The organism is Streptomyces sp. SP17BM10 (assembly GCF_036322405.1).
Lineage (GTDB): Bacteria > Actinomycetota > Actinomycetes > Streptomycetales > Streptomycetaceae > Kitasatospora.
The window spans coordinates 1-14,667 of sequence record NZ_JAQYXB010000265.1 but is presented as its reverse complement, the minus strand read 5'-3'; the positions used below and the strand labels follow the sequence as shown (position 1 = coordinate 14,667).

Genomic DNA, 14,667 nt, shown 5'->3' with positions numbered 1-14,667 from the left:
CGCCGCCCCACCTGGTCGGGGGGCGGCGCCGCCCTCCCGGACTGCCTCGGCGTGGCCCGGGGGGCACACTAATCCGCCCGTTACGAGGGCCGAAACCCTCCCACCGCGCAGTGGGGGGGTGCGGGGGGCCCCCGGGGCCCGCGACCAGGCTAACCAGGCGTCAGCCGGCCGCCGTCACACCCGCGTCGGCAGCGGCGGTTCGACGGCCAGCGGCGCCGTGCTGCGCGCACGGCGCTGCGGGGCCCAGGAGGCGAGCGCCACCGTGCAGGCGTGGCCCAGGTGGCGCAGGTCGGACCAGTCCAGCTCCACCGGGCGGTCGGCCGGCAGCCGTTCCAGCGCGTCGAGCAGCCTCGGCAGCCGCAGGAAGGTCGCGTTGCCGCTCAGCCGGACCCGTTGCAGCGCCTCCCCCGAGGACAGCCGCTCCCCCTCCACCCGGATCTGCAGGTGCGAGGTCTGCCACGCGGCCTTCACCACCGCGAGCCCGACGCCGATCAGCACCCCCTCGGACAGGTCGGTGACGATGATCGAGCCCGCCGTGACCACGAGCACCACCGCCTCGCCCCGGTGCTCCCGGCCCAGCGCCGCGATCCACCGCACCGGGACGAGCTTCGCACCCGTGGTCACGGCGGCGGCGAGCCCGACGGCGGCGAGCGGGGCGGGCACGGCGCGGGCGGCCCGCTCCGGCAGGCGCTTCCCAACGAGGCCCGCCCACCACGGATCCCACAGGCCGCGCCCGGGGCGCACGTCCACAATCTGTTGAATCTCCCCTTGACGCCCCAACAGGCTCCGTCCTACCTTTTCTTCCACATACAGAAACCGTGCTTCCGTATGGTGGAATTCTGGAGATGAGCCCTCCGACCCACTGCGGGCCGACGCAGGAGAGACCCGATGCCTCGTATGACAGCCGCCCGCGCGGCCGTGGAGATCCTCAAGCTCGAAGGCGTTGAGGTCGCGTTCGGCGTGCCGGGCGCAGCCATCAACCCGTTCTACGCCGCCCTCAAGGCCTCCGGCGGGATCACGCACACCCTCGCCCGTCACGTCGAGGGCGCCTCCCACATGGCCGAGGGCTACACCCGCGCCAAGGCCGGCAACATCGGCGTGTGCATCGGCACCTCGGGCCCGGCCGGCACCGACATGATCACCGGCCTGTACTCGGCGATCGCCGACTCGATCCCGATCCTGTGCATCACCGGCCAGGCCCCGGTCGCCCGGCTGCACAAGGAGGACTTCCAGGCCGTCGACATCGCCTCGATCGCCAAGCCGGTCACCAAGGCCGCGACCACCGTCCTGGAGGCCGCCCAGGTCCCCGGCGTCTTCCAGCAGGCCTTCCACCTGATGCGCTCCGGCCGTCCGGGACCGGTCCTGATCGACCTGCCGATCGACGTCCAGCTCACCGAGATCGACTTCGACCCGGAGGCCTACCAGCCGCTGCCGGTCTACAAGCCGACCGCCAACCGGATCCAGATCGAGAAGGCCATCGCGCTCCTCCAGGAGTCCGAGCGCCCGCTGATCGTCGCCGGCGGCGGCGTGATCAACGCCGACGCCTCCGATCTGCTGCTGGAGTTCGCCGAGCTGACCGGCGTCCCGGTCGTCCCGACCCTGATGGGCTGGGGCATCGTCCCGGACGACCACGAGCTGAACGCCGGCATGGTCGGCCTGCAGACCTCGCACCGCTACGGCAACGAGAACTTCCTCGCCTCCGACTTCGTCCTCGGCATCGGCAACCGCTGGGCCAACCGCCACACCGGCGGCCTGGACGTCTACACCGCGGGCCGCACGTTCGTCCACGTCGACGTCGAGCCCACCCAGATCGGCAGGATCTTCGCCCCCGAGCTCGGCATCGCCTCCGACGCCAAGGCCGCGCTGGAGCTGTTCGTCGAGGTGGCCAAGGAGCTCAAGGCCGCCGGCCGGCTCAAGGACCGCCGCGAGTGGGCCGCCGCCACCCAGGCCCGCAAGGCGCAGCTCCAGCGCCGCACCCACTTCGACAACGTGCCGCTCAAGCCGCAGCGCGTCTACGAGGAGATGAACAAGGCCTTCGGCCCGGAGACCCGCTACGTCACCACCATCGGCCTGTCCCAGATCGCCGGCGCGCAGATGCTGCACGTGTACAAGCCGCGCCACTGGATCAACTGCGGCCAGGCCGGCCCGCTCGGCTGGACCATCCCGGCCGCGCTCGGCGTCGCGACCGCCGACCCCGAGGGCCAGGTCGTCGCCCTCTCCGGCGACTACGACTTCCAGTTCATGATCGAGGAGCTGGCGGTCGGTGCTCAGCACCGCATCCCCTACGTCCACGTCCTGGTGAACAACTCCTACCTGGGCCTGATCCGCCAGGCGCAGCGCAACTTCGACATCGACTTCCAGGTCAAGCTGGAGTTCGAGAACATCAACGCGCCGGAGCTGGGCGTCTACGGCGTCGACCACGTCAAGGTCGCCGAGGGCCTGGGCTGCAAGGCGATCCGGGTCACCGAGCCGGAGGGCCTGCTGCCGGCCTTCGAGGAGGCCAAGAAGCTGGCCGCCGAGTTCCGCGTCCCGGTCGTCGTCGAGGCGATCCTGGAGCGGGTCACCAACATCTCGATGAGCGGCACCGACATCGACAAGGTCAACGAGTTCGAGGAGCTCGCGACCCTGCCCGAGCACGCGCCGACCGCCATCAAGTCGCTGGCGCTCTGAGCGGGCGCACGGACCCGCAGCGTGGGGGCGGACGCGCCGCTCAGTGCGCCCCCACGCTCGCGGAACACCGGCGGCGCCGTCGGGGTTGAGACCCCAGGGAGCGCTACGGTAACCCGGCAGAGACCCCGGGTACCCCTCCCCCATCGACCTGCCGAAAGGGACCACCGTGAGCCTGTACGACATTCCGCTGCGCACGCTGTCCGGCGAGGCCACCTCGCTCGCCGACTTCAAGGGCAAGGCGCTGCTGATCGTCAACGTCGCGTCCAAGTGCGGCCTGACGCCGCAGTACGCGGGCCTGGAGCGGCTCCAGGAGCGCTACGCCGCGCGCGGGTTCACCGTGCTGGGCTTCCCGTGCAACCAGTTCGCCGGGCAGGAGCCGGGCAGCGCCGAGGAGATCCGGACGTTCTGCTCGACGACGTACGGCGTCACCTTCCCGCTGTTCGAGAAGATCGACGTGAACGGTGACGACCGGCACCCGCTGTACGCGAAGCTGGTCGAGAAGGCGGACGCCGAGGGCGAGGCGGGCGACGTCACGTGGAACTTCGAGAAGTTCCTGATCACCCCGGACGGCACGGTGGCCGCGCGGATCCGCCCGGCCACCGACCCGGAGGCGGACGAGGTCGTCGCCGCGATCGAGGCCGTGCTGCCGGCCTGATCGCCGCGTTCCGAAGGATGGCCCGGGGCAGGCGCCCCGGGCAATCCTCACAGCAACAGCCGGGTGCCCGGCGGCAGTTCGCCGCCCCGGGCGGCGTCGCGCAGGTGCGCCAGCAGGGTCCCGCGCAGCGCGTCCGCGGCGCGCGTGAGCGGCACCTCGTGGCCGTGCGCGACGGCGATCGTGCGCCCCAGGCCCGGCCCCGCGAACGGGGTCACCCCGAGCCCCGAGCGGGCCGCCACCATGCCGGGCACCACCGCGGGCCCGAGCCCGGCCCGGACGAAGCCGAGCACCGCGTCCATCTCCCCGCCCTCCACCGCGAACTCCGGCTCGAACCCGGCCGCCCGGCAGGCCGCCAAGGTCGCCTCGCGCACGTCGTAGCCCTCGCGGAACATCACCAGCGGCCGCCCGCGCAGCTCCGCCACCCTGACCGTGCGGCGCTTCTTCGGCGCGTCCGAAGCGACCAGCACCAGCTCCTCGTGCAGCAGTTCGGTGACGTCCAGGGCGGGCGCCGCCTCCCCGCTCGCCGGGGTGATCACCAGCGCGAGGTCCAGCTCCCCCGCCGCCAGCCAGCGGACGAGGTCGCGCGAGCCGCCCTCGCGGACCCCCAGCGCCACTCCTGGGTAGCGGTCCCGGAACACCCGCAGGACGTCCGGCACCAGGCTCGTGCACAGGCTCGGCGGCGCCCCCAACCGCACCCGTCCCCGGCGCAGCTGGACCGTCTCCTGCACCGCGAGCCGCGCGCTCTCCGTGTCCGCGAGGATGCGCCGGGCCAGCGGCAGCAGCGCGTCCCCCGCGTCGGTGAGGGCGATCCGGCCGCGCGTGCGGTGGAACAGCTCAGCGCCCAACTCCCGTTCCAGTGACCGGATCTGCTGCGACAGGGACGGCTGCGCCACGTGCGTGGCCTCGGCCGCGCGGGTGAAGTGGCGGGTCTCGGCGACGGCCAGGAAGTAGCGGAGTTGCTGGAGCTGCACACGGCCAGGATAGGCCGCTTCGATAGGCACCGGCTATCGTCACGAGCCGCATCATGTCTTGGACGCGCCCTTGCGGCCCTCCCTACCGTTGCTGCCATGACAACCGCGACTCGGACGGCCCGGCATCCGTCCACCCTGGCGACCCTCTGGCGGTCGACCGTCGGCAAGAAGGCGGTCATGGCCGTCAGCGGACTGGCCATGCTGCTGTACCTGGTCGCGCACATGCTGGGGAACCTCAAGGTGTTCTTCGGCCCCGACGACCTCAACGGGTACGCGCACTGGCTGCGCACCATCGGCGAACCGTTCCTGCGCTACGAGTGGTTCCTCTGGATCGCCCGCTTCGGCCTGCTGGCCGCCGCCGTCCTGCACGGCGTCTGCGCCTACCAGCTGAGCCGGCGCGACCTCGCCGCCCGGCCGAGCACGTACGTGCACCAGCGCCGCCGCGCGAGCTACGCGACCCGCACGATGCGCTGGGGCGGCGTGATCCTCGCGCTGTTCATCGTGTGGCACGTCCTCGACCTGACGACGCTCACCGTGAACCCCGTCGCCGAGCACGGGCACCCGTACCAGAACATCGTCGCCACCTTCGGCCGCTGGTACAGCGACGTGATCTACATCGTCGCGATGCTCGCCCTGGGCCTGCACGTCCGGCACGGCTTCTGGAGCGCCGCGCAGACCCTCGGCGCCAACAACGCCCGCCGGGACCGGGCGCTGAAGCTGGCCGCCAACACCTTGGCATCGGTATTGACCGCCGGCTTCCTGTCCGTCCCCCTCGCCGTCATGACCGGAGTCGTGAAGTGAGCTACGCGTCCTACACCGTCGGCGAGCCGATCGCCGACACCACAGCGCCCGCCGGGCCGATCGAACAGCGCTGGGACCAGCGCCGTTTCGACGCCAAGCTGGTCAACCCGGCCAACCGCCGCAAGCACACCGTGATCGTCGTCGGCACCGGCCTGGCCGGCGGCGCGGCCGGCGCCACCCTCGCCGAACAGGGCTACCACGTCGTCCAGTTCTGCTTCCAGGACTCCCCGCGCCGGGCCCACTCGATCGCCGCCCAGGGCGGCATCAACGCGGCCAAGAACTACCGCAACGACGGCGACTCCGTCCGCCGCCTCTTCTACGACACCGTCAAGGGCGGCGACTTCCGCGCCCGCGAGTCCAACGTGCACCGGCTCGCCCAGGTCTCGGTGGAGATCATCGACCAGTGCGTGGCCCAGGGCGTCCCGTTCGCCCGCGAGTACGGCGGCCTGCTCGACACCCGCTCCTTCGGCGGCGTCCAGGTCTCCCGCACCTTCTACGCCCGCGGCCAGACCGGCCAGCAGCTCCTGCTCGGCGCCTACCAGGCGCTCTCCCGGCAGATCGCCGCCGGCAACGTCGAGATGCACGCGCGCACCGAGATGCTCGACCTCGTCGTCGTCGACGGACGGGCCCGCGGCATCGTCGCCCGCGACCTCGTGACCGGCGAGATACGCACCCACACCGCCGACGCCGTCGTGCTCGCCAGCGGCGGCTACGGCAACGTCTTCTACCTCTCCACCAACGCCAAGAACTCCAACGCCACCGCGATCTGGCGGGCCCACCGGCGCGGCGCCCTCTTCGCCAACCCGTGCTTCACCCAGATCCACCCCACCTGCATCCCCCGCTCGGGCGACCACCAGTCCAAGCTCACCCTGATGAGCGAGTCGCTGCGCAACGACGGCCGGATCTGGGTGCCCAAGGCGCGCGGCGACCAGCGGCCGCCGGCCGAGATACCCGAGGACGAGCGCGACTACTACCTGGAGCGCATCTACCCGTCCTTCGGCAACCTCGTGCCCCGCGACATCGCCTCCCGCGCCGCCAAGAACGTCTGCGACGGGGGCCGCGGCGTCGGCCCCGGCGGCCAGGGCGTCTACCTCGACTTCGCCGACGCCATCCGCCGGATGGGCCGGGACGCCGTCGAGGCCAAGTACGGCAACCTCTTCGAGATGTACGAGCGGATCACCGCCGAGGACCCCTACACGGTGCCGATGCGGATCTACCCCGCGATCCACTACACGATGGGCGGGCTCTGGGTCGACTACGACCTCCAGACCACCGTGCCCGGCCTGTTCGCGATCGGCGAGGCCAACTTCTCCGACCACGGCGCCAACCGCCTCGGCGCCAGCGCCCTCATGCAGGGCCTCGCCGACGGCTACTTCGTCCTGCCGCCCACCCTCAACGACTACCTGGCCCGCCACCCGCTGCCCGCCGTCCCCGCCGACCACCCCGCCGTCACCGAGGCGGAGGCCGAGGTCGAGGACCGGCTCAACCTCATCCTCGCGGTGAACGGCGACCGCACCCCCGACTCCTTCCACCGCGAACTCGGCGAACTCCTCTGGGACGAGTGCGGCATGGCCCGCGACGAGGCCGGGCTGCGCCGGGCCCTGGCGCGGATCCCCGAGCTGCGCGAGGAGTTCTGGCGCCGGATCAAGGTGCCCGGCACCGGCCGGGAGCTCAACCAGTCGCTGGAGAAGGCCAACCGGCTCGTCGACTACTTCGAGCTCGCCGAGCTCATGTGCCTGGACGCCCTGCACCGGGCCGAGTCCTGCGGCGGCCACTTCCGCACCGAGAGCCAGACCCCTGACGGCGAGGCCGCCCGCCGCGACGAGGACTACACCTACGCCGCCGCCTGGGAGTTCACCGGCACCGGCAACGCGCCCGTCCTCCACCGCGAGGCGCTCGACTTCGAGTACGTCCACCCCACCCAGCGGAGCTACGCATGAACCTCACCCTGCGCATCTGGCGCCAGGCGGGCCCGGACACCCCCGGCGCGATGACCACCTACGAGGTCGGCGGGATCAGCCCGGACATGTCCTTCCTGGAGATGCTCGACACCCTCAACGAGGAACTGATCACCCGCGGCGACCAGCCCGTGGCCTTCGACCACGACTGCCGCGAGGGCATCTGCGGCGCCTGCGGCATGGTCATCAACGGGCAGGCCCACGGCCCGGAACGGACCACCACCTGCCAGCTGCACATGCGGCACTTCACCGACGGCGACACCATCGACGTCGAGCCCTGGCGGGCCGCCGCCTTCCCGGTGGTCAAGGACCTCGTCGTGGACCGCTCCGCCTTCGACCGGATCATCGGCGCGGGCGGCTACGTCACCGCCCCCACCGGCAGCGCCCCCGACGCGCACGCCACGCCCGTCCCCAAGGCGGCCGCCGACACCGCCTTCGAGCACGCCGAGTGCATCGGCTGCGGCGCCTGCGTGGCCGCCTGCCCGAACGGCTCGGCGATGCTCTTCACGTCCGCCAAGGTCGTCCACCTCAACGTGCTCCCCCAGGGCGCGCCGGAGCGCGCCTCGCGGGTGCGGAACATGGTGGCCGCCATGGACGCCGAGGGCTTCGGCGGGTGCACCAACACCGGCGAGTGCGCCACCGCCTGCCCCAAGGGCATCCCGCTCCCCAGCATCGCCGCGATGAACCGCGAGTTCCTCAAGGCCTCGCGCGGCTGAACTCCCCGTGCCCTTCGGCCTCTCGTGCGTTCACGAGAGGCCGAAGGCGTCCAGCGGGGCGTGCGGGGCGTGCGCGCGCTCCCCGATGGAGTGGTGGATCGTCAGGACCGGTGCGGTCGCGCGGATTTTCGCGCTACCGTGGTCCTCCGCCACGGAAGGACGGCATATGCCCGAGGTTCAGTCCTGTTCCGGTTGCGGCGGGTCCGGGGGGACCCAGAAGACCGAGGCCACGGTCGAACTGGACGAGGAAGGAAGCATGGTGCCGAGGATCCACACCTTCTGGTCGCCATGCGGTCGGTGCCACGGATCCGGGACGGTGATCGTCGGATGAGGTTGGTCTTCGAATGCGTCGAGTGCGGTGGGCACTACCTGCCGCCCGAGAGCCTGGCGTACCCCGACGGGCCCGCCTCGCCCATCTGGTGCTCGCGCTGCCAGACGGCCAAGCGGGCGGCCGGGGTCCGCGAGGACCCGCTGCTCGCGCGGATGGCGCTGGCCGCCGCCCGCGCCGCGGCGGCCCGGCGCGCGGCGGACACCGAACCGCCCGCGCGCACCGACGTCCGCCCGTCGCGGCCACCGCTCTCGCGCCGGTCCCGCTCCGGACCGGGCGGGGTTCGCGGGCGGCTGGGCTGAGGCGTCCGCCGAGCCGAGGCGGTTCAGAACAGCGCCTCCTGGGTGTCCGGCTCCGGCGGGCGGACGCGCTCGTCGAGCGTGACGCCCGTGGTCGTACGGCCCGTGGCGGCGGTGAGCGTCCAGCCGGTCAGCAGCCGGGTGTCGAGCAGCAGCGGACCGGCGCCGTCGGCCTGGTCGAGGAAGAGGTGCCGGCCGACCGGCGCCCGCAACGTGCCCGCGAGGACGGCGCCGTGCGCCAGCCCGTCGACGTGCCGGTAGCTCTCCGGGGCGCCGCCGGCCAGGCCGAAGCGCTCGACGTGGTCGGTGACCGGCCGGTCGGAGAGCAGCTCCAGGGCGTGGCCGCGCAGGAGCCGGTGCGCCTGGGCGCGGGCGTCGGAGAGCACGGCCCGGCGGTGCGGCACGTCGCCGTGCGACCACCAGCGGTCCGTCTTGGCGCGGCTCTTGAAGCGCTCGCGGGCCAGGCCCGAGGCGGCGACGGTGAGTTCGGCGCGGCGGATCGCCGGGAGGCCGCCGCGCGCGGTGAACGCGTAGGCGAGCGCGCCCTGTTCGAGGAGCCGGCTGTCCCCGCGCTGCTCTGCGGTCAGGCCCACCTTGAGCAGGCCGTCGCCGAACCAGGCCAGGTAGAGCAGGTAGGTGCGGCCGTCGTCGAGGATCTGGTCCCGCGCGAGGGCGAGGCCCCGGTCGACGCTCTGGCACGCCGGACACTGCACGGCGCTGCCGCCCGGATCGATCTCCGCGTGGTGCGGGCACGGCGTGCGCTCGGTGGCACCGGCCAGCCAGGCCCCGGTGCACCGGCGCGGACCGCCGAGCAGCCAGCCGACCTCCGTCCCCGCCCCGACGACGCGCTCGTGCACCCGCTGACCGCACACGGCACCGAGCCGTGGCCGGCCCTCGTGCCAGCTCAGCCCGGTGGAGATCCAGCCGGCGGGGCGCTGCGGGGGCTGCGGCGCGATCGTCACGGGGCTCCTCTCGGTCGGAAGAAATGAGGCTACCCGCCCGCACCGACAACGGGCACGGCCCCGGGCGTCACCCGGGTGCTAGGCATTCGGCGGAGGTCGGCGGGCGGTCCGTCGGGTGCGTGCCTAGCGTGACGTCCTGGGGGCGATCCGAGCACTTCCGCGGGTCGGGGCCGCCTGTCGCGGCGGTCCGGCCCGCCCTCCAGGAGGCACTGCACATGAGACTTCGGGCATGTTCGAGCGCGCTGACGACCGCCGCGCTGACCGTCGGCCTGACGGCCGCCGCGACCCCGGCCGGCGCCGCCGAACCGCGGCCGTTCCTCGACCGGCTGCACACCGTGTCCCCGGTCGCGTCCACCGTCCCGGACAACGGCGACGTGAACCCGTACGGCACGTTCACGATCCGGGAGAGCGCCGGCGACCTGCACCGGGGCAACGTCCTGGTCAGCAACTTCAACAACTCGAACAACCTCCAGGGCACCGGCACCACGCTGGTCCAGATCACCCCGGACGGCACCAGGACGACGTTCGCCACGATCGACCCGGCCCACCTGCCCGGCCCGTGCCCCGGCGGGGTCGGCCTCACCACGGCGCTGACCGTCCTGCCCGGCGGCTGGGTGGTGGTCGGCAGCCTGCCCACCTCGGACGGCACGGCGGGCACCGCCCAGGCCGGCTGCCTGCTGGTGCTCGACAAGCACGGGACGGTCCGCGAGACGATCGCCGGGGACGGCATCAACGGCCCGTGGGACATGACCGCCGTCAGCACCGGCAAGCGGAGCGAGCTGTTCGTCACCAACGTGCTCAACGGGACGGTCGCCGCCAACGGCGCGGAGGTCGACCAGGGAACCGTCCTGCGCATCACCCTGTGCACCGAGGGCGACGAGCCGCCGACCCGTGCGGCCACCACCGTGATCGGCTCGGGCTTCCCCGAACGGACGGACCCGGCGGCTCTGGTGGTCGGCCCCACCGGGGTCGGCCTCCATGACGGCACGCTCTACGTCGCCGACGCGGCGCACAGCCGGATCACCGCGATCCCGCACGCGCTGACCCGCGAGGACAGCGCGGGCATCGGGCGGGTCGTCACCTCGGGCGGCAGCCTCAACGCCCCGCTGGGCATGGCGATCACGCCCCGGGGCGACATCCTCACCGTCAACGGCGGGGACGGCGACATCGTCGAGACCGACCGGGCCGGGCGTCAGGTGGCGGCCAAGCAGATCAACGACGAGGGCACCCCGGCCGGTGCGGGCGCGCTCTTCGGCCTCGCGCTGGACCTCGACCACGACGCGGTCTACTTCGTCAACGACGCCGACAACGCCCTCGACGTCCTGCACTGAGACGTCCTCACACGGAGACGTCCTCGCACTGACGCACCGGCGGTGGCCGGCCTAGGGTGTCCTGCCCAAGAGGCCGGCCACCGCCGTCGCATCGAGCAGCGGGCCGCCGGTGAAGGCGGTCAGGGGGCGGCCGTGGCGCGTGAGGACGTACGAGGTGTGGTGCGGCGTGTGGCCGGGCGTCGCGACGGCGCGCAGGGCGAGGCCGTTGGCGGGGTCGAGGTCGAACTCGTCGCCGTCGTGCACCAGGACGCGCCGGTAGGAGACTGCCGCGTCGGCGGGCACGAGGTAGTGCGCGCCGGTGAGGAGGGCGAGTTCCGGCCCGCCGGTGGCGTGGTCGTCGTGCACGTGGGTCTCGGCGACGTACGCGATCGGCACGCACCGGTGGGCGGCCGCGGCGAGGACCCGGCCGACGTCGGCCGGCGGGTCCACGGCCACCGCCCCTCCCGGCCCGCCGGCCAGGTAGCCGCGACTGCCCGGCGCCTCGCTCTCAAGGATGTCGACGAAGTACACGCACCCTCCTCACGGATGTACCCCTAGGGGTATCGAGGCGGAGCCTAGCAGACGTACCCCCAGGGGTATCGAAGGCGCGCGGTGGGCCGGGTACCGAAAACCGCTCGGGCGGGCCGCGGGGGGCTGTTACCGTCGCGATCATGACCGAGACCCCCACCCCTGACGACCTCGCCACCGCCCTGCGGCTCGCCGCCGACACCCTGCGCGGCGCCCCGGCGGACGCCGACTGGTCCCGCCCCGCCGGCACGCTCGGCTGGTCCTGCTGGGAGACCGTCGAACACCTCGCGGACGACCTCCTCGCCTACGCCGCCCAACTCGGGCCCGCCCGGCCGCCGCAGGACGGCTACGTCCCGTTCGTCTCGACGCGCGAGGCTCCGGGGGCGCCGAACAACTTCGTCCGCGCCCGCCCCGAGGCCGGCACGGCAGGCCTCGTCGAGGTGCTGGAGGCGAGCGGCGCACTGATGGTCGCCATCGCCCGCACCACCTCACCGGACGCCCGCGCCTACCACCCGTGGGGCCTCGCCGACCCGACCGGCTTCGTCGCGATGAGCCTGGTGGAGCTCCTGGTCCACCTGCACGACGTCACCCAGGGCCTCGGACTCCCGTGGGACCCGCCGGCGGAGATCTGCCACCGCACACTCATCCGCCTCTTCCCCGACGTCCCCCTCACCCCCAGCGACACCCCCTGGCCCACCCTCCTCTGGGCCACCGGTCGCAAGGCCCTCCCCGGCCGCCCACCCCGCCGGGAATGGCGCTGGCACGCCGACGTCCGCGCCTGACGACCCACCGCACAGGAAGTCGAACCCACCCGACTTCCTGTACGGCGCCTGAGGTGGGAGGCGATGCCGGCCCGCTCCCCCTCTCTCCGCAGGTCGGGGAGCGTGGCTCGGTGGGGTGTCCGCGTTCTATTGTGGCGGGCGCCGGTGGCGGCGTGTGGAGTGGAGGGGTGGACGGTGGCGGGGCGGCGGAACGACGGGGTGCTGGCGGTCTGGGCGGAGACGCAGCGACAGCAGCAGCGCCGGGAGGAGGCCCGCTGGCGGGCGCAGGCGGCCGAGGAGCGGCGCCGGGAGCGCGAGGTGCGGGAGGCGCAGCGGGCCGCGGCGCGCGGTGAGCGCGAGGCGCAGCGCGCGTACCAGCAGTCGCGGGAGGCGGACGCGGCCCGGCGGACGGCCGAACTGGACGCCCGGGTCGAAGAGTTGCGCGGGTTGCTGGCGGCCGGGCTGCGGGAGCCGGAGTTCAGTCCGCTGGCACTGCTGGCGCCGCGTCCGGTGCCGCCGTTCGAGCCGGGCGCGCTGGGCGAGCCGGTGCCGATGCCCGATCAGAACGCCTACCTGGTACCGCCGCCGGATCCGGCGCACTCCCGCAACGCCGGTGTGTGGCAGCGCTACGAGCAGTACGCGGCCCAGGCGCGTGCCCGGTTCGAGCAGGACTGGTACGCCGCGCAGGCGCGCGAGGCGGACCGGCAGCGCCGACTGGCGGCCTGTCACCAGGAATACCTGGAGCGGGTGGCCCGGCACCGCAAGGAGGACGAGGAGCGGACGGTCCGCACGGAGGAGTTGCTGCGCCGGCTGCGCGCGGGCGAGCCGGAGGCCGTCCAGGAGTACTTCACGGCCGGGCTGTACGCGTCCGCCGCGTGGCCGGAGGGCTTCCCGCACCGGCTGGTGGCGGCCTGGGAGGCGTCATCGCGCCAGCTGGTGGTGAACTGGGAGCTGCCGGGACCGGACATCGTGCCGGCCGCGGCGCGGGTGCGGTACGTCAAGTCGGACGACCGCGAGGCCGAGGTGGCCCGTCCGGCGACGGAGCGCAAGGCGCTGTACCGGGAGGTGCTGGCGCAGACCTCGCTGCGGGTGGTGGCGGAGCTGTTCCGGGCGGACCGGGACGGGATGCTGGACTCGGTGGTGCTGAACGGATTCGTCCGCGGCATCGACCCGGCGACGGGCCGCGAGTCGGAGCGCTTCCTGTCGACGCTGTCGGCCGCGCGCGCCGACTTCGCCGGGCTCGCGCTGGACCGGGTGGCTCCGGTGGAGTGCTTCCAGGGCCTCGGCGGCACGCTGTCGGCGCGCCCCGAGCGGCTGGACGAGGTGCGGCCGGCCCGGCTGCCGGAGACGGTCGGCGGGAGCCCGGCCGGGCAGGGCGGCGAGGACGACCCGGACCTGTTCGAGATGGACCCGATCGAGTTCGAGAACCTGATCGCTGAGCTGTTCCGGCTGCGCGGCTTCCGGGTGATGACGACGGCCCGCAGCGGCGACGTCGGCGTGGACGTGGTCGCCGAGGACCTCGATCCGGTCACCGGCGGCAAGATCGTGATCCAGGCGAAGCGCTACCGCTCGACCGTCTCCCCCACGGCCGTGCGCGACCTCGACTCCACCGTGCGCCACCACGGCGCGATCAAGGGCATCCTGGTGACGACGGCGGGCTTCGGCCCGGGCTCGTACGAGTACGTCCGCAACAAGCCGCTGTCGCTGGTCAGCGGCCCGGAGCTGGTCGAGCTGCTGGCCGAGCAGGGTCTGCGCGGGCGGCTCGGCGGCGCCCCGCGCTGCGCCGGCGAGGCACCGGAGGAGGACGGGCCGGGCGACCGGCGCACCGGCATCGAGGTGGTGTGGCGCAGCCGGACGGCCGGCGGGGACGCGGTCGAGCTGGACGTAACGGCCTTCGTGTGCGCGGGCGGCCGGGTGCTGAGCGACGAGCACTTCGTGTTCTTCAACAACCCGCAGGACCCGGACGGCGCCGTCCGCCTGCACCCGACCCGCTCGGTGCCGGGCGAGCCGCTGCGCGCCGCGCGGGTCACGCTGGACCCGGCCCGGCTGGGACCCGCGGTGGAGGAGGTGGTGATCGCCGTCTCGACCGAGGAGGAGGAGCCGCCGGCCCTGCCGCTCGGGTACGTGCACGGGCTCGCGCTGACCGGCGCGTACGGGCAGGGCGCGGCCGGGCCGGAGCGGTGGACGGCCGACACCGGGGGCGTGCCGCACAGCGCGATGCTGGTCGGGGCGTTCCGGCGCAACGGCGGGGGCTGGCAGTTCACGCCGTCGGGCTCGACGGTGACCGACGGCCTGGCCGGGCTCGCGAGCGCGTTCGGCGTCGCCGTCGAGTAGCGGGCCGTGGAGCAGCGGGTGCGTCGAGCGGCGGGGCCGTCGAGCAGCCCGAGCCGGCTGAGACGCCTCGGGGATGGTCGTCATACCTGAGGAGGAGAGACCACCCCCGCCATCACGCCGGGACGGCGGGGGTCGCCCCTCCCCGGGACATACGAATCGCGTTCGAAGTCCTTGGAAAGATGGAACGTAGTCGATCATCCGTTCCGTCCCCAGGAGTCTCCCCGTGACGATGCCCGCAACCGCCGTCCGCACCGGCCGGGCGGCCGCCCGCGCCACCGGCCTGAACAAGGTCTACGGGGAGGGGGAGACCCGCGTGGTCGCCCTGGACAACGTCAGCGTCGAGTTCCCCCAGGGCGAGTTCACCGCCATCATGG

12 protein-coding genes and 2 pseudogenes are annotated in these 14,667 nt (G+C 73.4%); 10 read left to right on the top strand and 4 right to left on the bottom strand.

The window, feature by feature from the left end:
- Nucleotides 1-174 precede the first annotated feature (174 nt).
- A complete protein-coding gene (locus tag PUR71_RS01205; protein WP_329924396.1) occupies nucleotides 175-750 on the bottom strand; it encodes an STAS domain-containing protein in 576 nt (191 codons plus the stop codon).
- Nucleotides 751-888: 138 nt separating this feature from the next.
- On the opposite strand from PUR71_RS01205, the gene gcl reads away from it, so the two are divergent.
- Nucleotides 889-2,670, top strand: coding sequence for a glyoxylate carboligase (gene gcl, locus PUR71_RS01200; protein WP_329924395.1), 1,782 nt, complete (start codon nucleotides 889-891; stop codon nucleotides 2,668-2,670).
- A gap of 166 nt (nucleotides 2,671-2,836) precedes the next feature.
- Nucleotides 2,837-3,325, top strand: coding sequence for a glutathione peroxidase (locus PUR71_RS01195; protein ID WP_329924394.1), 489 nt, complete (start codon nucleotides 2,837-2,839; stop codon nucleotides 3,323-3,325).
- Between the two features lie 47 nt (nucleotides 3,326-3,372).
- On the opposite strand, the gene PUR71_RS01190 is transcribed toward PUR71_RS01195, so the two are convergent.
- Entirely contained in the window at nucleotides 3,373-4,296 is a 924-nt protein-coding gene (locus PUR71_RS01190; RefSeq protein WP_329924393.1) for a LysR family transcriptional regulator, read from the bottom strand.
- Nucleotides 4,297-4,392: 96 nt separating this feature from the next.
- Between PUR71_RS01190 and PUR71_RS01185 the strand changes: the two genes are divergently transcribed.
- The 4 genes from PUR71_RS01185 (at nucleotide 4,393) to PUR71_RS01170 (ending at nucleotide 8,401) form a co-directional block, all read left to right on the top strand.
- Entirely contained in the window at nucleotides 4,393-5,097 is a 705-nt protein-coding gene (locus PUR71_RS01185) for a succinate dehydrogenase cytochrome b subunit (protein ID WP_329924392.1), read from the top strand.
- Nucleotides 5,094-7,037, top strand: coding sequence for a fumarate reductase/succinate dehydrogenase flavoprotein subunit (locus PUR71_RS01180; protein WP_329924391.1), 1,944 nt, complete (start codon nucleotides 5,094-5,096; stop codon nucleotides 7,035-7,037). The genes PUR71_RS01185 and PUR71_RS01180 overlap by 4 nt, the downstream gene beginning before the upstream one ends.
- A complete protein-coding gene (locus tag PUR71_RS01175; RefSeq protein WP_329924390.1) occupies nucleotides 7,034-7,771 on the top strand; it encodes a succinate dehydrogenase/fumarate reductase iron-sulfur subunit in 738 nt (245 codons plus the stop codon). Before PUR71_RS01180 ends, PUR71_RS01175 begins: the two co-directional genes overlap by 4 nt.
- 327 nt (nucleotides 7,772-8,098) lie before the next feature.
- Nucleotides 8,099-8,401, top strand: coding sequence for a hypothetical protein (locus tag PUR71_RS01170; RefSeq protein ID WP_329924389.1), 303 nt, complete (start codon nucleotides 8,099-8,101; stop codon nucleotides 8,399-8,401).
- A 23-nt stretch (nucleotides 8,402-8,424) separates the two neighbouring features.
- Here the strand turns inward: PUR71_RS01170 and PUR71_RS01165 are convergent, their stop codons facing one another.
- On the bottom strand, nucleotides 8,425-9,360 hold the full coding sequence (locus PUR71_RS01165; RefSeq protein WP_329924388.1) for a DUF2797 domain-containing protein: 936 nt from the start codon (nucleotides 9,358-9,360) through the stop codon (nucleotides 8,425-8,427).
- Nucleotides 9,361-9,575: 215 nt separating this feature from the next.
- Between PUR71_RS01165 and PUR71_RS01160 the strand changes: the two genes are divergently transcribed.
- A complete protein-coding gene (locus PUR71_RS01160) occupies nucleotides 9,576-10,691 on the top strand; it encodes a hypothetical protein (RefSeq protein ID WP_329924387.1) in 1,116 nt (371 codons plus the stop codon).
- 84 nt (nucleotides 10,692-10,775) lie between these two features.
- Here PUR71_RS01160 and PUR71_RS01155 read toward each other — a convergent pair.
- Nucleotides 10,776-11,201, bottom strand: a pseudogene (locus PUR71_RS01155) (MBL fold metallo-hydrolase); the annotation flags it as partial.
- A gap of 140 nt (nucleotides 11,202-11,341) precedes the next feature.
- Between PUR71_RS01155 and PUR71_RS01150 the strand changes: the two are divergent.
- The 3 genes and pseudogenes from PUR71_RS01150 to PUR71_RS01140 form a co-directional block, all read left to right on the top strand.
- Entirely contained in the window at nucleotides 11,342-11,980 is a 639-nt protein-coding gene (locus PUR71_RS01150) for a maleylpyruvate isomerase N-terminal domain-containing protein (RefSeq protein WP_329924386.1), read from the top strand.
- A 174-nt stretch (nucleotides 11,981-12,154) separates the two neighbouring features.
- A complete protein-coding gene (locus PUR71_RS01145) occupies nucleotides 12,155-14,293 on the top strand; it encodes a restriction endonuclease (protein ID WP_329924385.1) in 2,139 nt (712 codons plus the stop codon).
- Between the two features lie 229 nt (nucleotides 14,294-14,522).
- A pseudogene (locus PUR71_RS01140) lies at nucleotides 14,523-14,667 on the top strand (ABC transporter ATP-binding protein); the annotation flags it as partial.

Excerpts from the sequence above, each read along its gene's own strand:
- gcl (WP_329924395.1), top strand. The coding sequence starts at position 889 with ATGCCTCGTATGACAGCCGCCCGCGCGGCCGTGGAGATCCTCAAGCTC.
- PUR71_RS01185 (WP_329924392.1), top strand. The coding sequence starts at position 4,393 with ATGACAACCGCGACTCGGACGGCCCGGCATCCGTCCACCCTGGCGACC.
- PUR71_RS01175 (WP_329924390.1), top strand. The coding sequence starts at position 7,034 with ATGAACCTCACCCTGCGCATCTGGCGCCAGGCGGGCCCGGACACCCCC.
- PUR71_RS01170 (WP_329924389.1), top strand. The coding sequence starts at position 8,099 with ATGAGGTTGGTCTTCGAATGCGTCGAGTGCGGTGGGCACTACCTGCCG.
- PUR71_RS01160 (WP_329924387.1), top strand. The coding sequence starts at position 9,576 with ATGAGACTTCGGGCATGTTCGAGCGCGCTGACGACCGCCGCGCTGACC.
- PUR71_RS01150 (WP_329924386.1), top strand. The coding sequence starts at position 11,342 with ATGACCGAGACCCCCACCCCTGACGACCTCGCCACCGCCCTGCGGCTC.